Source organism: Microbacterium sp. zg.Y1084, assembly GCF_024623595.1.
Lineage (GTDB): Bacteria > Actinomycetota > Actinomycetes > Actinomycetales > Microbacteriaceae > Microbacterium > Microbacterium wangruii.
Map to the genome: position 1 here is coordinate 121,200 of NZ_JANJGV010000004.1, position 21,610 is coordinate 142,809.

A 21,610-nucleotide genomic window follows, 5' to 3' on the forward strand; every position below is an offset into this window, starting at 1 on the left:
GCAAGCCCGAAAGGGACGCGAACATGAAGGAGCAGCCATGAAAGCCTGGCAGTTCACCGGAACCCATGAACCCCTCGTGCTGAACGAGGTGCCCGAGCCGACCGCGGGGCCGGGTGAGGTGCTGCTGAAGATGACGGCGGCGGGCCTCTGCCACTCCGACGTGGGGGTGCTCGGGGACGAGGGCTGGCTCTCGATGCTGGCGAAGCTGCCGATCACGCTCGGCCACGAGAACGCCGGCGTCATCGAGGCGCTGGGCGAGGGGGTGACCGGCTACGCCGTGGGAGACCGCGTCGCCGTGTGCCCGACCACGGCCGCCGGAGCGCCCGGTTACGGCTACGACGGCGGGTTCGCCGAGAAGATGGCCGTCGCCGCCGAGGCGCTCGTGCCGATCCCCGATGAGGTCGACGACGTCTACGGCGCGGCGGCGACGGATGCCGGCATGACCTCCCACGCCGCCGTCATCACCAACGGCGGGGTGAAGGCGGGAGACACCGTCGGCATCATCGGCCTGGGCGGCCTCGGCCAGATCGGCGCCCGCGTGGCGGTGCTCGCCGGTGCCACGGTGTACGTCGCCGAGGTCAACGAGGCGGTCTGGCCGCTGGCCGAGGAGATCGGCGCGGCGGGCGTCGCGGCATCCATCGCCGACTTCGACGGTGTCGTGTTCGACGTGATCGTCGACTTCGCCGGATTCGGCACGACCACCGCCCAGGCGGTCGACGCGATCCGTCGGGACGGCACCGTCGTCGTCGTGGGCATGGGGCGGCTCGAGGCGACCATCAGCACGAAGTCGCTCATCCTCAGCCAGTGCATCCTGCGGGGCTCCAACGGCGGCACCAAGGAGGACATCGCCGGCGTCTACGAGTACATGAAGACGGGGCAGCTGAAGCCGGAGGCCACGACGATCCGCTTCGACGAGATCGGCGAAGGGCTGCAGCGCCTGCACCGCGGCGAGGTGAAGGGGCGTCTGGTCGCGACGTTCGACTGAGGCTCACCCGGGGGCGGCGCAGTCGCGCCGCCCCCGGGCACTTCCCCTCGCCGTGTGAGCAGCCACATCACCGCGTGGCCGTGCTGCATCCAAACGGCGTGCTCGACCGGAATACCTTTCTGGCGCCCGACGGCTGTCGCCGAGCGTGACTCTTCTCACCGAAGGAGCAGGAAGATGAACCGGAAGCTCTCCATCGGCGTCGTGGCGATCGTCGCCGCAGCGCTCACGCTGACAGCCTCGCCGGCGTCGGCATACGGCGGCGCGAAGCCGACCGGGTCGATCGTCGATGTGGCTGTCGCCGCATCGGGCGGCGGAACACCGGACAGCAACGGCCGCGACTACGACCTGCTGGTGCAGGCGCTCGTCGCCACCGGGCTCGATGCCACCCTCGCCGACACGAGCACCACCTTCACGGTGTTCGCGCCCAACGACCAGGCTTTCCTGCGCCTCGTCACCGACCTCACCGGTGCCGCCCCGGCGTCGGAGGCCGCGGCGCTCACCACGATCACCTCGACGTTCTCGGCGGAGCAGATCTCGAACATCCTGCTGTACCACGTGGTGCCGGGCAAGAAGCTCGGACCCCTGCAGGTGCTGCTCTCGCGCAACCTGACCATGGCCAACGGCGGCACCATCCAGCCGCGGGCCACCACGCTGCGTGACGAGACCCCGTCGCTCAAGGACCCGCGTCTGGTGCTCTGGGCGATCAACATCCCGGCCACGAACGGCGTCATCCACACGATCGACCGGGTGCTGGTCCCCGCTTCCTGACCAGCGGCGGTCAGGCAGACGAGGCCGGGGGCTCACCCCCGGCCTCGTTGCGCTGCGTGGCGGTGGTGGCGGAAGAGCAGGTCTTGACGAACCAGCCGGCCGGTCGTAACGTGCAACCAAATGGTTGTACGAATGGAACTCACTGATGACGAGACCGACCGCGTCTTCCACGCGCTGGCGGCAGCCACGCGCCGTGACATCCTGCGGCGCACGCTCGAGAGCGAGCAGTCCGTCTCGGCCCTCGCGGCCGGGTACGACATGTCGTTCGCGGCAGTGCAGAAGCACGTCGCCGTGCTCGAGGCGGCCGGACTCATCATCAAGCGCGCTGAGGGCCGCGAGCGGCTGGTGCGGGCGGATCCGGACATGATCGCCCGAGCCCGCACCCTCCTGGCTGCCTACGAAGCCCTCTGGCGCGCACGCATCGATCGGCTGGACGACCTTCTGGCCGCGCCGGCCCCGCCACAGAACACGCAAGGAGGGTGACATGCCCGTCACCGAAGTCACGACCGACCCCGAAGCCCTCACGATGACCCTCATCGCCGACTTCGCCGCCCCTGTCGAGCGCCTGTGGCATGCGTTCACCGACCCGCGCGAGCTCGAGCGCTTCTGGGCTCCGCCGACGCCCTCGACGCCGTGGTCGCGATGGGCGCGATCGAGGCTTCCACGATGGCGATGAACCAGCTCGACCGGGTGCTGCTCGGTCTGCGGGAGTACGCGCAGGGCAAGGGAACGCAGGTGGAGCTGCTCGACGACGTCCACGTGCGGATCACCCGGCTGATCGAGGGCTCGCGGGACCTCGTCTGGCGCGCGCACCACGAGCCCGAGCAGGACGGCAGACCCGAGACGCGCTTCGGCTTCGAGGGCCGCACCCTGCTGTCGCAGCCGCCGCGCCGCGAGGTCACCACCGAGCGCATGATCGGCACCGAGGGCCCCGACGTCATCAACGACCTGAACCTCGACGAAGAGGACGGGGCGACGCTTCTCACGCTGCTGCTGGAGTACCCCGACCGGGCGACGCGGGACGAGATCCTCGCGACCGGCATGGCCGACGGCATGGAGGACAGCTACGCGCGACTGGAGTCGGTGCTCGCCACCGACATCCCCGTGCGCTGACGCGGCGCTGGCGTCGGGCGTGACGCCCGCCGTGGCGGACGACTCAGGCGCGGGGCAGGGCGTCCTCGAGCGCGACCCATGCGAGCATCGCGCACTTCACGCGTGCGGTGAACTTCGACACTCCCGACAGCGCCGTGGCGTCGCCGTAGACGTCTTCGTCGAGCTCCTGCTTGCCCCGCGAGCGCAGCACCTCGCGGAACCCGCCGATCAGGTCGATGGCCTCCTGCCGGCTCAGGGGGTCGCCGGCCTCGATGCGGTCGTCGACGAGGGAGGCCAGCATGGATGCCGACGCCTGCGAGATCGAGCAGCCGGCGCCCTCCCACGTCACCGAGGTGAGCGTCTCGCCGTCGTCGGACACCCGGGCGCGCAGGGTGATGTCGTCACCGCAGATCGGGTTGTGCTGGTGCGAGGTGGCGGTGCGCCCCTCCTCCGAGGCGAGCCCGCGGGCGTGCGGGTGCTTGGAGTGATCGAGGATCAGCTCCTGGTACAGCGATTCGAGGGCGCTCATGCCGTGGCTCCTTCCGCGCCGAAGTACGACCGCACGCCCGCGACGGCGTCGAGGAAGCGGTCGATGTCGTCGTCTGTCGTGAACACCGAGGCCGACGCGCGCACCGACGCGGTCAGGCCGAACCGGGCGTGCAGCGGCTTGGCGCAGTGGTGCCCGACCCGCACGGCGATGCCCCGGGCATCCAGGAACTGCCCGACGTCGTGCGCGTGCACGCCGGCGACGTCGAACGACGCCAGCCCCACCCGGTCGACGTCGGCGCCCGGGTCGCCCAGCACCCGCACGCCGTCGATGGCGTCGAGCCCGGTGAGCAGGCGCCGACCGATCTCGCGCTCGTGCGCGTGCACGGCATCCATGCCGATGCCGTCGAGGTAGCGGGCCGCCGCAGCCAGCGCGATGGCCTGCGAGACGGGCTGCGTGCCCGCCTCGAACTTCTGCGGTGCGGGCAGGAACCCCGCCTCGTCGAGGGTGACGGTGGTGACCATCGAGCCGCCGGTGAGGAACGGGGGCAGCGCCTCGAGCACCTCGGTGCGTCCGTAGAGCCCGCCGACGCCGTAGGGGCCGAGCATCTTGTGGCCCGAGAAGGCCGCGAGGTCGACGCCCAGGGCGGGCAGGTCCACGGCGAGGTGCGGCACCGACTGGCAGGCATCCATCACCGTGAGCGCGCCCACGGCACGGGCGAGCGCGACGAGATCGGCCACCGGGTTGACGATGCCGAGCACGTTCGACACGTGCGTGAACGCCACGACCTTGGTGCGCTCGCCGATGAGCGCCGCCGCGGCATCCATGTCGAGGGTGCCGTCATCGCGCACCGGGATGTGGCGCAGCACCGCGCCGGTGCGGGCGGCGAGCTCCTGCCACGGGATGAGGTTGGCGTGGTGCTCCGCCTCGGTCACGACGATCTCGTCGCCGGCGCGCAGGGCGAAGCGGGCGGATGCCGGGGCGCCCCGGCCGGCGGTGGCGTTGTCGATCGCATAGGCGACGAGGTTCAGGGCGAGGGTCGCGCCGCTGGCCCAGACGAGGTTCTCGGGCTCGGCGCCGACGAAACCGGCGACGGTCTCGCGGGCATCCTCGAACAGCTCCGTCGCCTCGGCGGCGAGGGTGTGGGCGCCGCGGTGCACGGCCGAGTTGGCGCGGGTGAGGAAGTCGATCTCGGTGTCGAGCACCACCTGCGGCTTCTGACTCGTCGCTCCGGAGTCGAGGTACACCAGCGACTCCCCGTTGACGCTCTGGTCGAGGATCGGGAAGTCCGCGCGCAACGCGGCGGCGTCGACGACCCGGGCGGGGTCGGATGCGATGGGGGCACTCACCCTTCCAGGCTACGCCGCCCAGCCTGCGCGGGGCCCGAGGTGTCCGACGGGCTCGGACCGCGCGGTGCGGACCCACCCGGCCCCGCATCTCCGGTCGTGTCGGGCGGAGCCCCCTCCGGTCGGGCGGCTCCTGGTGGGGCGCCGGGGCGCGGGCATATCCGGGTCGCCCGAAACGAGGAGATCTGCCCGAATGCGGTGGTGAGGGATGCCGGGGCGGGGGATTCCGGGGCGCGGATGCCAGGACGTGCGTCAGCCGAGGAACTCCCGCGCCGCCACCACCAGGTTCTCGACGCCGCGCTCGATGGTGGGGTGAAGCACCGGCGCGAAGAACGGCGAGTGGTTCGTGGGGATGTCCGCGTCGATCGTGCCGGCGGCGGCCGCGGCTGCATACGCCTCGGGGTCGACGCCGCCCCAGAACCAGAACACCAGCGCAGCGCCGCCGTCGCGGGCGAACCACGACACGTCCTCGCTGCCGGTGAACATGCCGGGGTCGACCACGGCGCCCTCGCCGAAGCTGCGCTCGAACGCGGAGACCAGACGGGCAGTGGCATCCGCGTCGTTGATGGTCGGCGGCAGCGTGTGGGCGATCGAGATCACCGGCGGCTCCTCTGCGCCGGACGCCTCGGCCTCGGCGCGGACGACCCGCTCGACCTTGGCCATGACGCGCTCGCGGGCCGCCTCGTCGGTGTAGCGCAGGCTCAGCTCGAGACGCGCCTCGGCGGGGATGATGTTGTTCTTCAGCCCGGCGTGGATGGCGCCGACCGTGACGACCGCCATGTCGCGCGGGTCGATCTCGCGCGACACGATCGTCTGCAGGCGCATCACCGTGGCGGCCGCCATGACGACGGGGTCGATCGTGGCGTGCGGACGCGACCCGTGGCCGCCGCGGCCGAGCAGCGTCACGCTCAGTCCATCGGACGCGGCCATCTGCGTGCCGCTGCGCACCCCGATGAGTCCCGCCGGCAGCGGGGTGAGGTGCTGGCCGAGCACGATGTCGGGGCGCGGGAAGCGGTCGAGCACGCCGTCGGAGATCATCGCACGTGAACCGGCGCCATACTCCTCGGCGGGCTGGAAGACCGCCACCACGGTGCCCGACCAGGCATCCGTCGTCGCGTGCAGCCGTTCGAGGGCGCCGAGCAGCGCGGTGACGTGCATGTCGTGGCCGCAGGCGTGCATGACCGGCACATCCTGCCCCGCGGGGTCGATGCCGCGCGCGGTGCTGGCGTAGGGCACGCCCGTGCGCTCTTCGACGGGCAGGGCGTCCATGTCGGCGCGCAGCCACACGACGGGGCCCTCGCCGTTGCGGATGACCGCCGCGACGCCGGTCTTGCCGATCCCCTCCTCGAACGGGATGCCGAGCTCCTGCAGCGTCCGTGTGACGACCCCGGCGGTGCGGGTCTCCTGGAACGAGAGCTCGGGATGCCGGTGCAGGTCGATGTACAGCGCTTCGAGGTCGATGCTCATGGCCAGAGCCTACGCGGACGGCTGCGGCTGCCCGCGACGGACGATCGCTGCCGCATCCCCGGTGCGGTCGCGCGACCGTCAGCGGGGCGTCGGCGCGCCCGTGGAGGCGCGCACCACCAGCTCGAACGGCAGGGAAGCGAGCGACCCGAAGGCCTCGGCGCCGGCAGCGCCGCCCCCGCCGCCCTCGCCCTCGGCGCGCTCGCCGAGGGCGGCGAGCACCTCTCTCGCCGCGCGCAGTCCCTGGTCGTGCGGGAACTGGTCCACCGTCGTGAGCCCGAAGAAGCCGCTCAACTCGTGGCCGTCCACACCGACGATCGACAGGTCGCCGGGCACCGACAGCCCCAGGTCGCGCGCGGCGATCAGCGCGCCGAACGCCATCTCGTCCGAGGCGGCGAAGACCGCGGTGGGCGGGGCGTCGCTCGTCAGCAGTCGCATGGCCGCCGCATGGCCGCCCTCGATCGTGAAGTCCGCCGCTGCGTGGCGGGCGGCGGCGCGGGGGATGCCGGCGGCATCCAATGCCAGCTCGAAGCCCCGCCGCCGCAGCGAGGGGATGTGCTCCCGCTCGGTGCCGTCGTCGACGTCGTGCAGGATGCCGATGTGCGCCAGCTCCCGGTGCCCCAGGTCGGCGAGGTGCGCGGTCGCGAGCTTCGCGACCGCGATGTCGTCGACCGCCAGGCTGGGGAGCTGGCGGTGCTCCGCGCCCAGGGCCACGACCGGCATGCCGAGCGCGGCGAGGCGGTCGGCCTCGGCGGTGTCCAGCGACATGGCGATGGCGATGACGCCGTCCACGCGGCGGCGGCGCAGGAACGTCTCGAACACCGCCGCACGCTCCGTGGGATCCTCGGTCAGCGCGTAGAGGGTGATGTCGTAGCCGGCGCTCTGCAGGCCCGATGCGATGCCGGCCAGCACCGTCGAGAAGTACCACCGGTCGACCACCGGCAGCAGCACGCCGATGTTGCGGGCGCGCCCCGACGCGAGGCTCGATGCCGGTGCCGACACGACGTAGCCCAGCGCCGCGGCGGTGTCGAGCACGCGCGAGCGGGTGCCGGCCGATACCTGCCCCCGCCCGCTCAGCGCGCGCGACACCGTCGCAGTGGAGACCCCCGCCGCGCGTGCCACCTCATCGATGCTCACCATGGCGTGGGGTCTCCCGTCGCGTCGATCAGACCGTGCGCAGCCACACGGTGACGTCGGCGGGCAGCATGCCGTCGGTCAGCGGCTCGCTCGCGACCAGCACGTCACCGGCGGGCAGTGCCACCGGCTCGGAGCCGATGTTCGACAGCACCGTGACGTCGCCGTTGGTGAAGGCCAGCACGTCGTCGCCGAAGCCGTCGATCCAGCGCAGCGTGCCCGCTCCCAGGCCGTGCGCGCGGCGCTCGGCGAGCAGGGTGCGGTACAGCGACAGCGTGGAGGTCGCGTCGTCGACCTGCGCAGCGCGCGCGAGGGTCGCCCACTCGGCCGGCTGCGGCAGCCACGACTGGCCGGTGGGGCTGAAGCCGTAGGCGGGGGCGTCGGCCTCCCACGGAATCGGCACGCGGCATCCGTCGCGGCCGTAGCGCTCGCCCTCGGTGCGGAACCAGGTCGGGTCCTGGCGGGCGTCGCCGGGCAGGTCGATGACCTCGGGAAGCCCGAGCTCCTCACCCTGGTAGATGTAGGCCGATCCGGGGAGGGCGAGCATGACGGCGGATGCCGCGCGCGCACGGCGCAGGCCGAGCACGGGCTCGGGCTTTCCGGGCGAGTCCGGCCCGATGCCGTGGCCCTGCGGGTTCTCGGCCGTGAGCGCGAGGCGCGAGGCGTGGCGCACCACGTCGTGGTTCGACAGCACCCAGGTGCTGGGGGCTCCCACCGCGGGGTAGGCGCGCAGCGACTCGTCGATGACGGTGCGCAGCTCGGCGGCGTCCCACGGCGTCTCGAGGTAGGCGAAGTTGAACGCCTGGTGCATCTCGTCGGGGCGTACCCACTTGGCGGTCATGTCGACCGTCGGCAGCCACGCCTCGGCGCAGAGCGCCCGGTCGCCGTCGTACTCGGCGAGCACGCGGTTCCATTCGCGGTAGATGTCGTGCACGCCCTCCTGGCCCCAGTACGGCACGTCGGCGGCGTCGCCGCCCATGGAGCCGGCCTCCGGGTCGGGGGTGTAGTCGGGCAGGCCCGGGGCCTTCACCAGGCCGTGGGCCACGTCGACGCGGAAGCCGTCGACGCCACGGTCGAGCCAGAACCGCAGGATGCGGCGGAACTCCTCGTGCACGACCGGGTTGGACCAGTCGAAGTCGGGCTGCGACGAGTCGAACAGATGTAGGTACCACTGGCCGGGGGTGCCGTCGGGCTCGGTCACCCGGGTCCAGGCCGGGCCGCCGAAGACGGACTCCCAGTTGTTCGGGGGCAGCTCGCCGTTGTCGCCCTTGCCGTCGCGGAAGATGTAGCGGGCGCGCTCGGGGCTGCCCGGCGCGGCGGCCAGCGCCTCCTGGAACCACACGTGCTGGTCGGACGAGTGGTTCGGCACCAGGTCCGCGATGATGCGGATGCCGCGGGCGTGCGCCGCCTCGATCAGGTCGTCGAAGTCGGCCAGCGTGCCGAACAGCGGGTCGACGTCGCAGTAGTCGGACACGTCGTAGCCGGCATCCTTCTGCGGGGAGCGCTGGAAGGGGCTCAGCCAGATCGCGTCGATGCCCAGCGACTTCAGGTCGTCGATGTGGGAAGTCACGCCGGGCAGGTCGCCCACGCCGTCGCCCGAGGCGTCGGCGAACGAGCGGGGGTAGATCTGGTAGATGACGGCGGTGCGCCACCACTGGGAGCCGGGGCGGGAGTCCGCAGCGGCGGCGCCGGGGAGGGTGTCGGGAAGAGTCATGACAGCATGGTACTGCAAGCGCTTGCAGTCGCGGGCCGCGAATGCGCCCCTCCCAGGAACGACGCGGGTGCCGCCGGTAGAATCGGCCGGTGATCCCCCAACCCGACACCGCCCTCGTGCGCGCCGACTCGCTCATCCGCACGATTCCCGACTACCCCCAGCCGGGGGTGCTCTTCCGTGACATCACGCCGCTGCTGGCGGATGCCGCGGCACTGCGCACCGTCGTGGATGCGTTGATCGCGCCGTTCGCGGGGGAGTTCGACGTCGTCGCCGGCATCGAGGCGCGCGGGTTCCTGCTCGCCGGCGCCATGGCCACCGTCGCCGAGGTCGGACTCATCCCCATCCGCAAGGCGGGCAAGCTGCCGCGCCCGGCGGCATCCGTCTCGTACGCGCTGGAGTACGGCACCGCCACGATCGAGGCGCACGACGACATCGCCGACGGCACGCGCGTGCTGCTGGTCGACGACGTGCTGGCCACCGGCGGAACGCTCGTCGCCGCGCACGAGCTCGTCGGCCTGCTCGGCGGCAAGGTCGTGGGCACCTCGGTGCTGATGGAGCTCGAGGGACTCGGTGGCCGCGAGGCCGTCGGCGACGTCTTCTCGGTCTTCACCGCCTGAGCCGTCGCGCTGCCCCCGCTGCTCGCCACGTGACGGGAGTAGGAGATGGGGCGGGCGTGTGCGGCGGGGCGAGGGGCGTCAGCTGCGGACGACGACGTTCGCCGGCTCCTCGCCCGCGAGCATCCGCTCGACCTGGCGTGTGATCAACGCGGCGATGCGCGGGCGCATGGCGCTCGACGCGCCGCCGACGTGCGGGCTGATCAGCACCCCCGGCGTGCCCCAGAGCGGATGCCCCTCCGGCAGCGGCTCGGGGTCGACGACGTCCAGCGCCGCCCGCAGCCGACCCGATGACACCTCGGCCACGAGCGCGTCGGTGTCGATGAGCGAGCCGCGGCCGACGTTGACCACCAGCGCGCGGTCGGGCAGCAGTGCGAGCGTGCGGGCATCGAGGATGCCGCGGGTCTCCTCCCCTCCCGGGAGGCTGAGCACGACGATCTCGGCGTCGGCCAGCAGGGCGTCGAGCTCGTCGATCGCGTGGACGGTCATGCCGTCCTCGTCGCGGGCGCTGCGCGCGACGGCGGTGAGCGCCGCCTCGAAAGGCGCCAGGCGGGCGGCGATCGCCTTGCCCACGCCGCCGTAGCCGATCAGCAGCACCCGGCGGTCGGCGAGGCTCTGTGCGAACTGCGGCTTCCAGACGCCGGCGCGGGTGTCGACGGCGAAGTCGTCGATGTGGCGCTGCGCGGCGAGGATGAGCCCGACGGCGAGCTCCGCCGTCGACGTCTCGTGCACGGTGGCGGCGTTGGCGAAGACGAGACCGGAAGGAAGCTTGTCCTCGACCCCCTCGTACCCGATCGACTGCCCCTGCACGAGGCGCGGGCCGACGCTCGCCAGCGCGTCATACGGCGTGGCCCCGTTCATGTACGGCGGCACCACGATGTCGATGTGCGCGCGCGGAGCATCGCCTGTCATGTCCCACACGACCACCTCGACCCCGTCGGGCAGCGGCTCCAGGTCGGCGGCGAGCTGCTCGGTGGGCACGCTGAGGACGAGATCGTGGATGCCGGAGGTCATGCTCCGACGATACCCACCCCTCTGAGGGGGCGGCCCGTGTGCGGGTCGCGGATCAGGCGGCGGCGCCCACCACGGCGGAGATCGCCGAGGTGAAGAAGGCCAGTCCGTCCACTCCCGACCGCATCGCCTCAGGGGCGTTCGGGCCGAACCCGGGCTCGACGGCGTGCTCGGGGTGCGGCATGAGCCCCACGACGTTGCCGCGCTCGTTGGTGATGCCGGCGATGTCGCGCAGCGACCCGTTGGGGTTCACCCCGAGGTAGCGGAAGGCCACGAGGCCCTCGCCTTCGAGCCGGTCGAGCTCCGACTCCGAGGCGATGTAGCCGCCGTCGGCGTTCTTCAGCGGGATGACGATCTCCTGCCCCGCCTCGTAGTCGCTCGTCCAGGCGGTCGACGCGTTCTCGACGCGCAGCCGCTGGTCGCGGCGGATGAACTGCTGGTGGGCGTTGCGGATCAGTCCGCCGGGCAGCAGGTGCGCCTCGACGAGCATCTGGAACCCGTTGCAGATGCCGAGCACGGGCATGCCGCGACCGGCGGCATCCTTCACCTCGGTCATGATCGGCGCGCGGGCGGCGATGGCCCCGGCGCGCAGGTAGTCGCCGTAGCTGAAGCCGCCGGGCAGCACGAGGGCGTCGACCCCTTCGAGGTCGTGCGAGCCGTGCCAGAGCGCGACGGGCTCGGCGCCGGCGAGGGCGATCGCGCGACGGGCGTCGCCGTCGTCGAGCGAGCCGGGAAAGGTGATGACGCCGACGCGCACGGTCATTCGACGACCTCGATGCCCACCACGTCCTCGATCACGGCGTTGGACAGGATGTCGTCGGCGATACGGCGCGCGGTGGCGAGAACCTCGTCGGTGACCTCGCCGTCGACGGTCAGCTCGAAGCGCTTGCCGATGCGCACGTCACCGAACCCGGCGATGCCGAGGCGGTCGAGGGCACCGGCGACGGCCTTTCCCTGCGGGTCCAGCAGCTCGGCCTTGGGCATGACGTCGACGACGATGGTGGGCATGTTCGGGCTCCGGATGTCGCGGGAAGGGTGCCGTCCCAGTCTATGGGTGCGCGCGGCCCGCCTCATCTGGCGCACGGCGAGCGCTTCGGGCGGCGGTCTCCGGGCACGTTATCCAACCGTGACAAAGAATGGGAGCGCTCCCTTTGCGTTCGTGGGAGCGATCCCATACATTGTTGGCAACCGGTGAGAGCGCTCCCACCCGGAGGGTGCGACGGCCGGGGTCCCGCACGAACCACCACCACAAAGGAGTGACACGTGAAAACACGCGCACTGCGACGCACCACCGCCCTGCTGGCCGGCGTCGCGACCACAGCAATCGTCCTCGCCGGCTGTGCCGGTGGCGGCGACGCCGCGTCGAACGACGGCGATGGCGACGCCACCGCCACCCTGACGCTCGCGACGTTCAACGACATGGGCTACTCGGACGAGCTTCTCGCGGAGTTCACCGAGGAGACCGGCATCAAGGTCGTCCACAACAAGGCGGCGACGTCCAACGACGCACGCGCGAACTTCTTCCAGAAGCTCGGCAAGGGCGGTCTCGCCGACGTCGAGGCCGTCGAGGTGGACTGGTTCACCGAGATGATGAAGTACTCCGACCTCGTCGTTCCGGTGCCCGACGACCTGAAGGGCCGCTGGCTGGACTGGAAGGAGGCCGCCGCGACCGACGCCGACGGCAACCTCGTGGCCTACGGCACCGACATGGGCCCGCAGAGCATCTGCTACCGCGCCGACCTGTTCGAGGCGGCCGGCCTTCCCACCGACCGCGCAGAGGTCGCCGAGCTGTTCCCGACCTGGGACGCGTTCTTCCAGGTGGGTTCGGAGTACGTCGAGAAGACGGGCACCCCGTTCATCGACTCGGCCAACTCGCTGCTGCAGGGCTTCGTCAACCAGCTCGAGCTCGCCTACGAGGAGCCGGACGGCACGATCATCGCCGCCGAGAACCCCGACATCCGCGCCGCCTACGACCAGGTCATCGACAACGGCCTGCCGATCTCGGCCTTCGCCGGTCAGTGGAGCGACGACTGGTACGCGGCCATGGCCGGTGGCGAGTTCGCCGCCATGCTGTGCCCGCCGTGGATGCACGGCATCATCGCCGGTGAGGCGCCCGAGGTCGAGGGCTGGGACATCGCCAACGCCTTCCCCGAGGGTGGCGGCAACTGGGGCGGCTCGTACCTCGTCGTCCCCGCCGACGGCAAGAACACCGAGGCTGCCCAGAAGCTCGCCGACTGGCTGACCGCTCCGGAGAACCAGATCAAGGCCTTCGAGAACGCCGGCACGTTCCCGAGCCAGGTCGAGGCGCAGGACAGCGACGCGGTCACCTCGTACACCAACGAGTACTTCAACGGCGCTCCCACCGGACAGATCGGCATCGACCGCGCGAACGCGATCGAGGTGTCGACCTACAAGGGTGAGAAGTACTTCCAGTACCACGACGCCCTGCAGAACGCGATCACCCGTGTCTTCGACGGTCTCGAGGACAAGGAGACCGCCTGGAACACCTGGCTGACCGAGATCAGCGGTTTCTGATCCCGGCACCAGCCCATTGATCCACGGGGTGCGGGTCGCACCGTGACCCGCACCCCGTGATCATCCGAAGACGAAAGGCGATCGTGACCGCTACTGAATCCCGCCCGCAGACGCGTGCTGCTTCCCCTGCGGCGCCGCCTCCGCGCCAGCCGCGGGTCATCTCCTTCTCGCACCGGCTGAGCCGGTGGGATCTGAAGGTTTCGCCCTACCTGTACATCTCGCCGTTCTTCATCATGTTCGCGATCGTGGGCCTCTTCCCCATCGCGTACACCGCCGTCATCTCCTTCATGGATTGGGACCTGGTCCGCAATTCCGGTGAGTTCGTCGGCTTCGACCAGTACGTCTGGATCCTCACGCAGCCGCACTTCTGGACCGCGCTGCGCAACACCTTCAGCATCTTCGTGCTCTCCAGCGTCCCGCAGCTGCTGCTGGCGATCTTCATCGCCTCCGTGCTGGACCGCAACATCCGCGCCAAGACCTTCTGGCGCATGAGCGTGCTGGTGCCCTACGTCGTCGCCCCCGTGGCGGTCGGCCTCATCTTCAACGCGATGTTCGCCGACAAGTCCGGCCTCATCAACAGCTGGCTGCAGCTGATCGGCATCTCCGCCATCCCCTGGCACGTCGAGCCCTTCTGGAGCCACGTCGCGATCGCCACGATGGTCAACTACCGCTGGGTCGGCTACAACACGCTCATCCTCCTGGCCGCCATGCAGGCCGTGAACCGGGACTTCTACGAGGCCGCGACCGTCGACGGCGCGGGCCCCATCCGGCAGTTCTTCAGCATCACGATGCCGTCGCTCAAGCCGACGCTGATCTTCGTGATCATCACCTCGACCATCGGCGGTCTGCAGATCTTCGACGAGCCCCGCGTCTTCGACCAGTTCGGTCGCGGCGGCTCGGCCCAGCAGTGGCTGACCATCACGCTGTACCTCTACGACATCGGCTGGGGGCAGTGGAACTTCGGCCGCGCCGCGGCCATGGCCTGGATCCTGTTCATCATCATCCTGGGCATCGGCTTGCTCAACCTCCTGCTCACCCGCACCCTCGTGCGAGATGAGGGCCTGCGGTCCGAGCTGAGCAAACGCGAGCAGAAACGGGCCGCGCGAGCGACCAAGAAGACGGTCAAGGAGTCCCAGCGATGAGCATCGGCACGCCCACACCCCTCGCGGTCGTCGAAGAGGGCATCCCCAACGCGGCCCAGCGCCGCCGCGGCGCGAAGACCATCCGCATCCGCGGCTCGCGGCCCGGGTTCTGGGTCTACGGCACGCTCGGCGCCGTCTTCCTCTCGGCCGTCTTCCCGCTGTACTGGTCTTTCGTCATCGGCTCGGGAGACGCCACCACGCTGCGCGGCGCCTTCCCGTGGGTGCCGCTGGGCAACTTCATCGAGAACGCCACGGCGGTGCTGAACAACCCGGCGGTGAACTTCTGGCCGGCGCTGTGGAACTCCATCTACAGCTCGTTCCTCATCGCCGCCGCCGTCGTGGTCACCTCGACCCTCGCCGGCTGGGCGTTCGCGAAGCTGCGCTTCCTCGGCGGGCCGGCGCTGCTGGTGTTCGTCGTGGCCACGATGGCCGTTCCCCAGCAGCTGGGCGTGGTGCCCCTGTACATCCTGTTCTCCGACCTCGGCTGGACCGGACAGATCGGCGCGATCATCATCCCCGCGCTCACCAGTGCTTTCGGGGTGTTCTGGATGACCCAGTACCTGCGTCAGGCGGTGCCCGACGAGCTGATCGAGGCGGCGCGCGTCGATGGTGCGTCCATGATCCGCACCTTCTGGACCGTGGGTGTGACCGCGGCCCGTCCGGCGGCAGCGATGCTGTTCCTGTTCACCTTCGTGGGGTCCTGGAACAACTTCTTCTGGCCGTTCATCGTGCTCGACCGGCAGAACCCCACCCTCCCGGTGGCGCTGTCCCTGCTGCAGTCCAACTACTTCGTCGACTACTCCGTCGTGCTCGCCGGCGTCGTGCTCGCCACGGTCCCGCTGCTGCTGCTGTTCATCTTCGCGGGCAAGCAGCTGGTCAGCGGCATCATGGCCGGCGCGGTCAAGGGCTGAGACAATGAGCACCATCTCACAGGAGGAGTCTGCCCTCATGGCATCCACTCGACCTTTCCCCGGCGACTTCCTGTTCGGCGCCGCGACGGCGGCCTACCAGATCGAGGGGGCCGCCCACGAGGGCGGACGCACCGACTCGATCTGGGATGCCTTCTGTCGCGTGCCCGGAGCGGTCATCAACGGCGACAACGGTGACGTGGCGTGCGATCACTACCACCGCTACCGCGACGACGTCGCGCTGATGAAGCGGATGGGGCTGCAGACCTACCGGTTCTCCACGTCGTGGTCGCGCGTGCGGCCCGACGGTGGCGCGCTCAACCTCGAGGGCGTCGACTTCTACAAGCGCCTCGTCGACGAACTGCTCGACGCCGACATCCTGCCGTGGCTGACGCTGTACCACTGGGACCTTCCGCAGGCGCTGCAGGAGCAGGGCGGCTGGATCAATCGTGAGACGGCCGAGCGCTTCACCGAGTACGCACTCGACATGCACGATGCCCTCGGCGACCGCGTCGCGGTGTGGACGACCCTCAACGAGCCGTGGTGCGCCTCGTTCCTCAGCTACACGGGAGGCGAGCACGCGCCCGGTCACCAGAGCGTGGCCGAGGGTCTGCTGGCATCCCACCACCTGCTGCTGGGCCACGGCATGACGGTGCGGGAGCTGCGCTCGCGCGACGCTTCGCTCGATCTGGGGATCACGCTGAACCACACCGTCGCCGACCCGGCGGACCCTGCCGACCCGCGCGACGTCGACGCCGCCCGGCGCCTCGACGGGCAGTTCAACCGGTGGTTCCTCGACCCGCTGTTCCGCGCCCAGTACCCGGCCGACATCGTCGCGGACATCCGGGAGGTGGATGCCGGCGCGGTGGCACGGTTCGAGGAGGCCGTCCGAGGTGGGGACCTCGAGACGATCTCCCAGCCGCTGGACACGCTGGGCGTGAACTACTACCACGGCGACCTCGTGTCGGCCACGCCGCCGGCCGTGCCGCCGGTCTCGGGAGCGCCGCTGAGCAGCCGGGCGACCCGCAGCCCGTACCCGGACGACCGCGACATGCACACGGTCGAGCGCGGGCTGCCGCGCACGGCGCAGAACTGGGAGGTGCAGCCCGAGGGGCTCACCCGCCTGCTGAGGCGCATCTGGGACGACTACGCCCAGGAGGCGGGCGTGGTGCTCGCGGTGACCGAGAACGGCGCGGCCTTCAACGACGCTCCCGTCGTGGAGGATGGTGCGCTGCGCGTGCCCGACGGCGACCGGGCGGCGTTCCTCGCGGCGCACCTGAACGCCACGCTCGACGCCATCGACGCCGGCGTGGCCGTGCGGGGATTCTTCTACTGGTCGCTCATGGACAACTTCGAGTGGGCCTGGGGGTACGACAAGCGCTTCGGCATCGTGCGCGTGGACTACGACACCCTCGAGCGCACGGTGAAGGACAGCGGCCGCGAGTACAGTCGGATCATCGCCGCGCGGGCGCTGGACAGCACTGCCGCGGCGGGCTGACCAGACGGCCCGGGGAGCGACATGAACACCCACACCACCCGTGAAGCGCCCGGGGCGGTGACGATCGAAGAGGTCGCCGCCGCGGCCGGCGTGTCGCGCTCCACCGTGTCGCGCGTGGTGAACGGCTCCACCGCGGTCAGCTCCTCGGCGCTGGCGGCGGTCAACCGCGCCATCGCCGAGCTGAACTACGTGCCCAACCGCGCGGCGCGCTCCCTCGCGAGCCGTCAGACGCTCGCGATCGCGCTGGTCGTTCCCGAGGACACCACCCGCTTCTTCGGCGACCCGTTCTTCGCGGCCGTGGTCTCGGGCATCAACGCGCGCATCAGTCGCTCGGACTACGTGCTCAACCTGATGATCGCGAGCGACGACCCGCGCGACAAGACGACGAGCTACGTGCGCAGCGGCGCGGTGGACGGGGCCATCGTCATCTCCCACCACACCAGCGACACGTTCATCGACCGCATCGCCGCCGCGGTGCCGGTGGTCTACGGTGGCCGCCCGGTGCGCGAGCGCGAGAACGACTACTACGTCGACGTGGACAACGTCGCGGGCGGGCGGCAGGCCACCCAGTACCTCATCGATACCGGCAGACGCCGCATCGGCACGATCGCCGGACCGCTGACCATGCCCGCGGGTGTGGACCGGCTGCGCGGGTTCCGCGAAGCACTGGCGGCGGCGGGTCTCGAGGAGGCGGTCGTGCTCGGCGGCGGCTTCACCGCCGACGGCGGCGCGGCAGCGGCCTCGCAGATGGTAGAGCAGAAGCTCGACGTCGACGCGCTCTTCATCGCCAGCGACCTCATGGCCCGCGGCGCGCTCGCGCGGCTGGGTCGCGCCGGCATCCGCGTGCCCGAGGACATCGCCATCGTCGGCTTCGACGATTCGCCGGTGGCGACCGCCGTGAGCCCGCCGTTGACGACGATGCGACAGCCGTCCCACCTGCAGGGCGAGACGATGGCGTCGATCCTGCTGGACCTGCTGGCCGGTGGTCGCCCGCGCCACGTCACGATTCTCGACACAGAGCTCGTCGTCCGCGGCTCCGCCTGACGCGGCTGGCCGCGGTCTCTCCGCCGTCGCTTTCCCGCGCCCCCGTGCCCCCGCTTCTCCGCTGAAACTGCAACTGGCGGCTGAGACTGTGGGTAATACCCGCTGTCTCAGCCGCCAGATGCAGTCTCACGGTCCGCGGAGCCCGCGCGGCGCATCGCGCGGCCCGCGGTGCGTCAGTCCTGCATGTCGCCGCCCAGCTGGCCGACGGCGGGAATGGGGCCGCCGTCGTCGGCGCCGGTGCGGCGCCACCGGGCGATCGCGTTGCCGCCGTGGTAGATCGCCAGCGCGGCGACCGTGCCGAGCACGATCGCACCGAACTGCAGCGAGCCCCAGTCCATCGTGAAGCCGGCGATGGCGATGATGAACGACACCGCCACGGTGTACTGGTTGACCGGGCGCGAGAAGTCGACGCGGTTGTCGACCCAGATCTTGATGCCGATCACGCCGATGAGGCCGTACAGCGCGGTCGTCACGCCGCCGAGCACGCCGGCGGGGATCGTGTTGAACAGGGCGCCGATCTTGGGTGAGAAGGCCAGCAGGATCGCCACGGTGCCGGCGACCCAGTACGCCGCCGTCGAGTACACGCGCGTGGCGGCCATGACGCCGATGTTCTCGCCGTAGGTCGTCGTCGCGGAGCCGCCGAAGCCGCCCGCGAGCATCGTCGCCGCGCCGTCCGCGATGAGCGCGCGGCCCGTGTGCTTGTTGATCGAGGGGTCCTCGGTCATGGTGGCGACACCGCGCACGTGGCCGACGTTCTCGGCGATCAGCACGAGCACGACGGGCAGGAACATCGGCACGAGCGCCCATGCGGCGGGGTCGGTCACCGCGGCCAGGTGGAACTCGGGCAGCCCGATCCACGCGGCCTCGTTCACCGAGGTGAAGTCGATCTGCCCGGTGAACGCCGCCACGAGGTAGCCCACGATCACGCCGAGGAAGATCGAGATGCGGCCGAGGAACCCTCGGAACAGCACGCTGAACAGCACGACGGCCACCAGGGTCACGGTCGCCAGCTCCGGCTGCAGGCGGAAGTTGTTCCACGCCGCGGGGGCGAGGTTGAACCCGATGAGCGCGACGATGGACCCGGCCACGACCGGCGGCATCAGCTTCTCGATCCAGCCGGTTCCCACCGCCTGCACCACGAAGCCGACGCCTGCCAGCAGTGCTCCGGCCACCACCACACCCACGAGCGCCTGCGTGAGCTGCTCCGGGCTCGCGAGCGGGTCACCGCCGTTGAGGGCGGTGATCGGCGCGATGAACGCGAACGACGATCCCAGGTAGCTGGGAAGGCGGTTCTTCGTGATCAGCAGGAACAGCAGCGTGCCGAGGCCCGAGAACAGCAGGGTCGTCGACACCGGGAAACCGGTGAGGATCGGCACGAGGAAGGTGGCGCCGAACATCGCCACGACGTGCTGAGCGCCGATCGCGATCGTCGCGCCCCAGCTCAATCTCTCTTCGGGCTTGACGACGGCTCCGCGTTCGACGTGACGGCCGTCACCGTGCAGGCGCCAAATGGCCATGGGACTCCTCGGGTCAAAGGACAAGGGGGAAGACGAATCCCATTATCTGGGAAAAACCTGTGAGGCCCTGCGTGTGTGACGTCAGTCGCCCGTGAGTTTCTCCAACAGTTCCCGGTAGCGGTCGGCGGTGCGCTCGACGATGTCGCCGGGCAGCGCGGGCGGCGTGCCCTGCTTGTCCCAGTTCGCCGCGAGCCAGTCGCGCACGATCTGCTTGTCGAATGACGCCATGCGCTCGGCGGGGGTGGTGCCCGATTGCCAGGCCGCGGCATCCCAGTAGCGCGACGAATCGCTGGTCAGCACTTCGTCGGCGAGCGTGAGCATGCCCTGGTCGTCGAGACCGAACTCGAACTTCGTGTCGGCGAGGATGAGGCCGTTCCGCTCGGCCGTCGCCGCGGCGCGGGCGTAGATCTCCAGCGACGTGGTCCGCAGCTCCTCGGCACGCGCGCGCCCCACCAGCTGCACGGTCTGCTCGAAGGAGATGTTCTCGTCGTGCTCGCCCATCGGCGCCTTGTAGGCGGGGGTGAAGATCGGCTCGGGCAGACGGTCGCCATCCCCGAGGCCCTGCGGCAGCGGGATGCCGCACACGGTGCCGTGCGCGCGGTACTCCGCCCAGCCCGAGCCGGTGAGGTAGCCGCGCACGACGCATTCGACGGGGAGCATGTCGAGCGAACGCACGACCATCGCGCGCCCGGCGACCGCTTCGGGTACGAGGGAGTGCGGTTCGTCGTCGTCGCCGAGCACGGCGGTCGCTGCCAGATGGTTCGGGATGCCGCGCCCGCCGTCCGCGCCGGCGAGCTGGTCGAACCACCAGAGGCTCAGGGTGGTCAGCAGCACGCCCTTGTCAGGGATGCCGGGCTCGAGCACGACGTCGAAGGCGCTGACGCGGTCGCTGGCGACGACGAGCATGCGGTCGGCCACGACCTCGTCGCTCGCCGCGGCATCGGGCACGTAGAGATCGCGCACCTTGCCGGAGTAGACGTGGCGCCAGCCGGGCAGCTCGGGGGAAGTCACCTGCCCATTATCGACGGCTCACCGCCCCCGCCCGCACCGTCCCCCTCCACCGCCTGGCGCTCGCTACGCCGACGGCTAGCCCGGTGCTTCGTCGGCCGCAGGAGTACGTTGGACCCGCGTCGACGATCTCCCGAGGGGGCGCAGGGTGAGACTTCTGCTCGCGACCGCCGGTTCCCGCGGCGATGTGGAACCGTTCATCGCACTGGGCGAAAGCGCAGCGGCGGCCGGACACCGCGTGCGCCTGGTGGTTCCCGAGGCCCTCGACGTCGCTGCCGGCGTGGACATCGTGAGCATGGGCGCGGACTTCACCCGCCTGATCCGATCGCAGGGGGCTCGCCGGCCCGGGCGCTGCGCAGCTTCCGATCAGTCGTGCAGCCGCTGATGCGACGCGTGATCGTGGAAGGGGCTCGCGCGGCACTCGAGTACCGGCCCGACCTCATCGTGTACCACCCGAAGGTCCTCTCCGCGCCCCTCGTCGCGGATGCGCTCGGAGTGCCGCACGTCCTGGTCGAAACAGTTCCCGTCCTCACCGAGACCGCCGCGTTCCCGGCCGCCGGCACGATCACTCGCAGCATCCGCCCACTCAATAGATGGACATATCGAGCCGGGCGGGCAGCGACCGCCATGTTCCGCTCAGAGCTCGCGGAGGCGCAAGCCCTCGTCGGCGGCTCACGCCGGCGTCCGTCGGAGCCGATTGCGACCCTTCTCCCTGTCAGTACCGCCATCCTCCCTCGACCCGACGATTGGCCGGAGACGGTCCACATGACGGGCCCGTGGTTGCGCGGGCGAGCCTCGGAGGATGTGAGCGCCGATGTCGCTGAGTTCATCGAAGCCGGACCCTTCGTGTACGCGGGGTTCGGCTCGATGGGCGCACCCGGGGCGGCGGCTCGGGGGCGCGTCATCATCGATTCCGCACGTGACCAGGGCTTCCGCGTACTCGTCGCCACGGGGCTCGGTGGCATCGAGGTGCCGCCGGACCGCGCAGGGGGCGACGTGCTGGTGATGCAGAGCGTGGCCCATCGGACGGTGCTGCCGCTCGCGGCGGCCGCCGTCCACCATGGGGGCATTGGCACCATCCACGCGGCGACGCTCGCCGCCGCGCCTTCGGTGATCGTTCCGTTCATCGCAGATCAGCCCTTCTGGGGTGCGCGGTTGCACGCGGCTGGACTCGCCCCCGCCCCGATCCGATCGCGGGCGTTGACCGTGCGCACGCTCCGCACCGCGCTGGATGCGCTCGACGACTATCGCGTCCGTGTCACGGAGGCCGCCAGGATCATGTCCACGGAAAACGGAACGACAGAGGCCCTCCGCATCCTGGATGCGCTCCGCTGAACCACCCG

21 protein-coding genes and 1 pseudogene are annotated in these 21,610 nt (G+C 70.7%); 12 read left to right on the plus strand and 10 right to left on the minus strand.

All coding sequences use genetic code 11. The features are described from left to right. Nucleotides 1-37 precede the first annotated feature (37 nt). The 4 genes and pseudogenes from NQ165_RS08690 (at nucleotide 38) to NQ165_RS08705 (ending at nucleotide 2,866) form a co-directional block, all read left to right on the plus strand. Nucleotides 38-985, plus strand: coding sequence for a zinc-binding dehydrogenase (locus NQ165_RS08690; protein WP_257532645.1), 948 nt, complete (start codon nucleotides 38-40; stop codon nucleotides 983-985). 174 nt (nucleotides 986-1,159) lie between these two features. Continuing rightward, nucleotides 1,160-1,753, plus strand: a complete 594-nt coding sequence (locus NQ165_RS08695) for a fasciclin domain-containing protein (protein ID WP_257532647.1) — start codon at nucleotides 1,160-1,162, stop codon at nucleotides 1,751-1,753. A 120-nt stretch (nucleotides 1,754-1,873) separates the two neighbouring features. Continuing rightward, nucleotides 1,874-2,236 (plus strand): metalloregulator ArsR/SmtB family transcription factor, encoded by a 363-nt coding sequence (locus tag NQ165_RS08700; protein ID WP_257532648.1) that lies wholly within the window; start codon nucleotides 1,874-1,876, stop codon nucleotides 2,234-2,236. A 1-nt stretch (nucleotide 2,237) separates the two neighbouring features. After that, nucleotides 2,238-2,866: pseudogene (locus tag NQ165_RS08705) on the plus strand (SRPBCC domain-containing protein). A gap of 43 nt (nucleotides 2,867-2,909) precedes the next feature. Here NQ165_RS08705 and sufU read toward each other — a convergent pair. From sufU to NQ165_RS08730, 5 genes are all read right to left on the minus strand, one after another. Continuing rightward, a complete protein-coding gene (gene sufU, locus NQ165_RS08710) occupies nucleotides 2,910-3,374 on the minus strand; it encodes a Fe-S cluster assembly sulfur transfer protein SufU (protein WP_257532650.1) in 465 nt (154 codons plus the stop codon). Then, the gene (locus NQ165_RS08715) at nucleotides 3,371-4,681 is read right to left on the minus strand and encodes an aminotransferase class V-fold PLP-dependent enzyme (protein WP_257532651.1); all 1,311 of its coding nucleotides are present in this window, start codon (nucleotides 4,679-4,681) and stop codon (nucleotides 3,371-3,373) included. Before NQ165_RS08715 ends, sufU begins: the two co-directional genes overlap by 4 nt. 249 nt (nucleotides 4,682-4,930) lie before the next feature. After that, nucleotides 4,931-6,145: an amidohydrolase gene (locus NQ165_RS08720; protein ID WP_257532653.1), complete on the minus strand. Its 1,215-nt coding sequence runs from the start codon at nucleotides 6,143-6,145 to the stop codon at nucleotides 4,931-4,933. Nucleotides 6,146-6,223: 78 nt separating this feature from the next. Further along, the gene (locus tag NQ165_RS08725) at nucleotides 6,224-7,282 is read right to left on the minus strand and encodes a LacI family DNA-binding transcriptional regulator (RefSeq protein WP_257532655.1); all 1,059 of its coding nucleotides are present in this window, start codon (nucleotides 7,280-7,282) and stop codon (nucleotides 6,224-6,226) included. Nucleotides 7,283-7,307: 25 nt separating this feature from the next. Further along, complete coding sequence (locus NQ165_RS08730; protein ID WP_257532657.1) at nucleotides 7,308-8,990, minus strand: glycoside hydrolase family 13 protein; 1,683 nt, start codon at nucleotides 8,988-8,990, stop codon at nucleotides 7,308-7,310. An 89-nt stretch (nucleotides 8,991-9,079) separates the two neighbouring features. Between NQ165_RS08730 and NQ165_RS08735 the strand changes: the two genes are divergently transcribed. Then, on the plus strand, nucleotides 9,080-9,607 hold the full coding sequence (locus NQ165_RS08735; RefSeq protein ID WP_257532659.1) for an adenine phosphoribosyltransferase: 528 nt from the start codon (nucleotides 9,080-9,082) through the stop codon (nucleotides 9,605-9,607). A 78-nt stretch (nucleotides 9,608-9,685) separates the two neighbouring features. On the opposite strand, the gene NQ165_RS08740 is transcribed toward NQ165_RS08735, so the two are convergent. From NQ165_RS08740 to purS, 3 genes are read right to left on the minus strand one after another with little or no spacing between them, the layout of a single operon-like run. Then, nucleotides 9,686-10,618, minus strand: a complete 933-nt coding sequence (locus NQ165_RS08740; protein ID WP_257532661.1) for a 2-hydroxyacid dehydrogenase — start codon at nucleotides 10,616-10,618, stop codon at nucleotides 9,686-9,688. Between the two features lie 52 nt (nucleotides 10,619-10,670). Beyond that, nucleotides 10,671-11,372 carry a phosphoribosylformylglycinamidine synthase subunit PurQ gene (purQ, locus tag NQ165_RS08745; protein WP_257532751.1) on the minus strand — a complete coding sequence of 234 codons (702 nt, stop codon included), beginning with the start codon at nucleotides 11,370-11,372 and terminating at the stop codon, nucleotides 10,671-10,673. A gap of 2 nt (nucleotides 11,373-11,374) precedes the next feature. Continuing rightward, entirely contained in the window at nucleotides 11,375-11,623 is a 249-nt protein-coding gene (gene purS, locus NQ165_RS08750) for a phosphoribosylformylglycinamidine synthase subunit PurS (RefSeq protein WP_257532663.1), read from the minus strand. A 255-nt stretch (nucleotides 11,624-11,878) separates the two neighbouring features. Between purS and NQ165_RS08755 the strand changes: the two genes are divergently transcribed. From NQ165_RS08755 to NQ165_RS08775, 5 genes are all read left to right on the plus strand, one after another. Next, nucleotides 11,879-13,150: an ABC transporter substrate-binding protein gene (locus NQ165_RS08755; RefSeq protein ID WP_257532665.1), complete on the plus strand. Its 1,272-nt coding sequence runs from the start codon at nucleotides 11,879-11,881 to the stop codon at nucleotides 13,148-13,150. 83 nt (nucleotides 13,151-13,233) lie between these two features. Further along, nucleotides 13,234-14,292: a carbohydrate ABC transporter permease gene (locus NQ165_RS08760; protein ID WP_257532666.1), complete on the plus strand. Its 1,059-nt coding sequence runs from the start codon at nucleotides 13,234-13,236 to the stop codon at nucleotides 14,290-14,292. Next, nucleotides 14,289-15,203 carry a carbohydrate ABC transporter permease gene (locus NQ165_RS08765; RefSeq protein WP_257532668.1) on the plus strand — a complete coding sequence of 305 codons (915 nt, stop codon included), beginning with the start codon at nucleotides 14,289-14,291 and terminating at the stop codon, nucleotides 15,201-15,203. Before NQ165_RS08760 ends, NQ165_RS08765 begins: the two co-directional genes overlap by 4 nt. A gap of 4 nt (nucleotides 15,204-15,207) precedes the next feature. Next, a complete protein-coding gene (locus NQ165_RS08770) occupies nucleotides 15,208-16,698 on the plus strand; it encodes a GH1 family beta-glucosidase (RefSeq protein ID WP_257532670.1) in 1,491 nt (496 codons plus the stop codon). Between the two features lie 21 nt (nucleotides 16,699-16,719). Further along, nucleotides 16,720-17,742 carry a LacI family DNA-binding transcriptional regulator gene (locus tag NQ165_RS08775; protein WP_257532672.1) on the plus strand — a complete coding sequence of 341 codons (1,023 nt, stop codon included), beginning with the start codon at nucleotides 16,720-16,722 and terminating at the stop codon, nucleotides 17,740-17,742. Nucleotides 17,743-17,915: 173 nt separating this feature from the next. Here the strand turns inward: NQ165_RS08775 and NQ165_RS08780 are convergent, their stop codons facing one another. Together NQ165_RS08780 and NQ165_RS08785 are read right to left on the minus strand one after the other, a co-directional pair. Then, nucleotides 17,916-19,259 (minus strand): uracil-xanthine permease family protein, encoded by a 1,344-nt coding sequence (locus tag NQ165_RS08780; RefSeq protein WP_257532674.1) that lies wholly within the window; start codon nucleotides 19,257-19,259, stop codon nucleotides 17,916-17,918. Between the two features lie 81 nt (nucleotides 19,260-19,340). Then, nucleotides 19,341-20,270, minus strand: a complete 930-nt coding sequence (locus tag NQ165_RS08785) for a phosphoribosylaminoimidazolesuccinocarboxamide synthase (protein WP_257532676.1) — start codon at nucleotides 20,268-20,270, stop codon at nucleotides 19,341-19,343. Nucleotides 20,271-20,415: 145 nt separating this feature from the next. On the opposite strand from NQ165_RS08785, the gene NQ165_RS08790 reads away from it, so the two are divergent. Both NQ165_RS08790 and NQ165_RS08795 read left to right on the plus strand, forming a co-directional pair. Then, a complete protein-coding gene (locus tag NQ165_RS08790; RefSeq protein ID WP_257532678.1) occupies nucleotides 20,416-20,652 on the plus strand; it encodes a glycosyltransferase in 237 nt (78 codons plus the stop codon). After that, nucleotides 20,652-21,602, plus strand: a complete 951-nt coding sequence (locus tag NQ165_RS08795) for a glycosyltransferase (protein ID WP_257532680.1) — start codon at nucleotides 20,652-20,654, stop codon at nucleotides 21,600-21,602. Before NQ165_RS08790 ends, NQ165_RS08795 begins: the two co-directional genes overlap by 1 nt. Nucleotides 21,603-21,610 lie beyond the last annotated feature (8 nt).

What these genes read in the sequence shown, in the direction of transcription:
- NQ165_RS08690 (WP_257532645.1), top strand. Translation starts at nt 38, where the DNA reads ATGAAAGCCTGGCAGTTCACCGGAACCCATGAACCCCTCGTGCTGAAC.
- NQ165_RS08695 (WP_257532647.1), top strand. Translation starts at nt 1,160, where the DNA reads ATGAACCGGAAGCTCTCCATCGGCGTCGTGGCGATCGTCGCCGCAGCG.
- NQ165_RS08700 (WP_257532648.1), top strand. Translation starts at nt 1,874, where the DNA reads ATGGTTGTACGAATGGAACTCACTGATGACGAGACCGACCGCGTCTTC.
- sufU (WP_257532650.1), bottom strand. Translation starts at nt 3,374, where the DNA reads ATGAGCGCCCTCGAATCGCTGTACCAGGAGCTGATCCTCGATCACTCC.
- NQ165_RS08720 (WP_257532653.1), bottom strand. Translation starts at nt 6,145, where the DNA reads ATGAGCATCGACCTCGAAGCGCTGTACATCGACCTGCACCGGCATCCC.
- NQ165_RS08725 (WP_257532655.1), bottom strand. Translation starts at nt 7,282, where the DNA reads ATGGTGAGCATCGATGAGGTGGCACGCGCGGCGGGGGTCTCCACTGCG.
- NQ165_RS08730 (WP_257532657.1), bottom strand. Translation starts at nt 8,990, where the DNA reads ATGACTCTTCCCGACACCCTCCCCGGCGCCGCCGCTGCGGACTCCCGC.
- NQ165_RS08740 (WP_257532661.1), bottom strand. Translation starts at nt 10,618, where the DNA reads ATGACCTCCGGCATCCACGATCTCGTCCTCAGCGTGCCCACCGAGCAG.
- purS (WP_257532663.1), bottom strand. Translation starts at nt 11,623, where the DNA reads ATGCCCACCATCGTCGTCGACGTCATGCCCAAGGCCGAGCTGCTGGAC.
- NQ165_RS08765 (WP_257532668.1), top strand. Translation starts at nt 14,289, where the DNA reads ATGAGCATCGGCACGCCCACACCCCTCGCGGTCGTCGAAGAGGGCATC.
- NQ165_RS08770 (WP_257532670.1), top strand. Translation starts at nt 15,208, where the DNA reads ATGAGCACCATCTCACAGGAGGAGTCTGCCCTCATGGCATCCACTCGA.
- NQ165_RS08775 (WP_257532672.1), top strand. Translation starts at nt 16,720, where the DNA reads ATGAACACCCACACCACCCGTGAAGCGCCCGGGGCGGTGACGATCGAA.
- NQ165_RS08780 (WP_257532674.1), bottom strand. Translation starts at nt 19,259, where the DNA reads ATGGCCATTTGGCGCCTGCACGGTGACGGCCGTCACGTCGAACGCGGA.
- NQ165_RS08795 (WP_257532680.1), top strand. Translation starts at nt 20,652, where the DNA reads ATGCGACGCGTGATCGTGGAAGGGGCTCGCGCGGCACTCGAGTACCGG.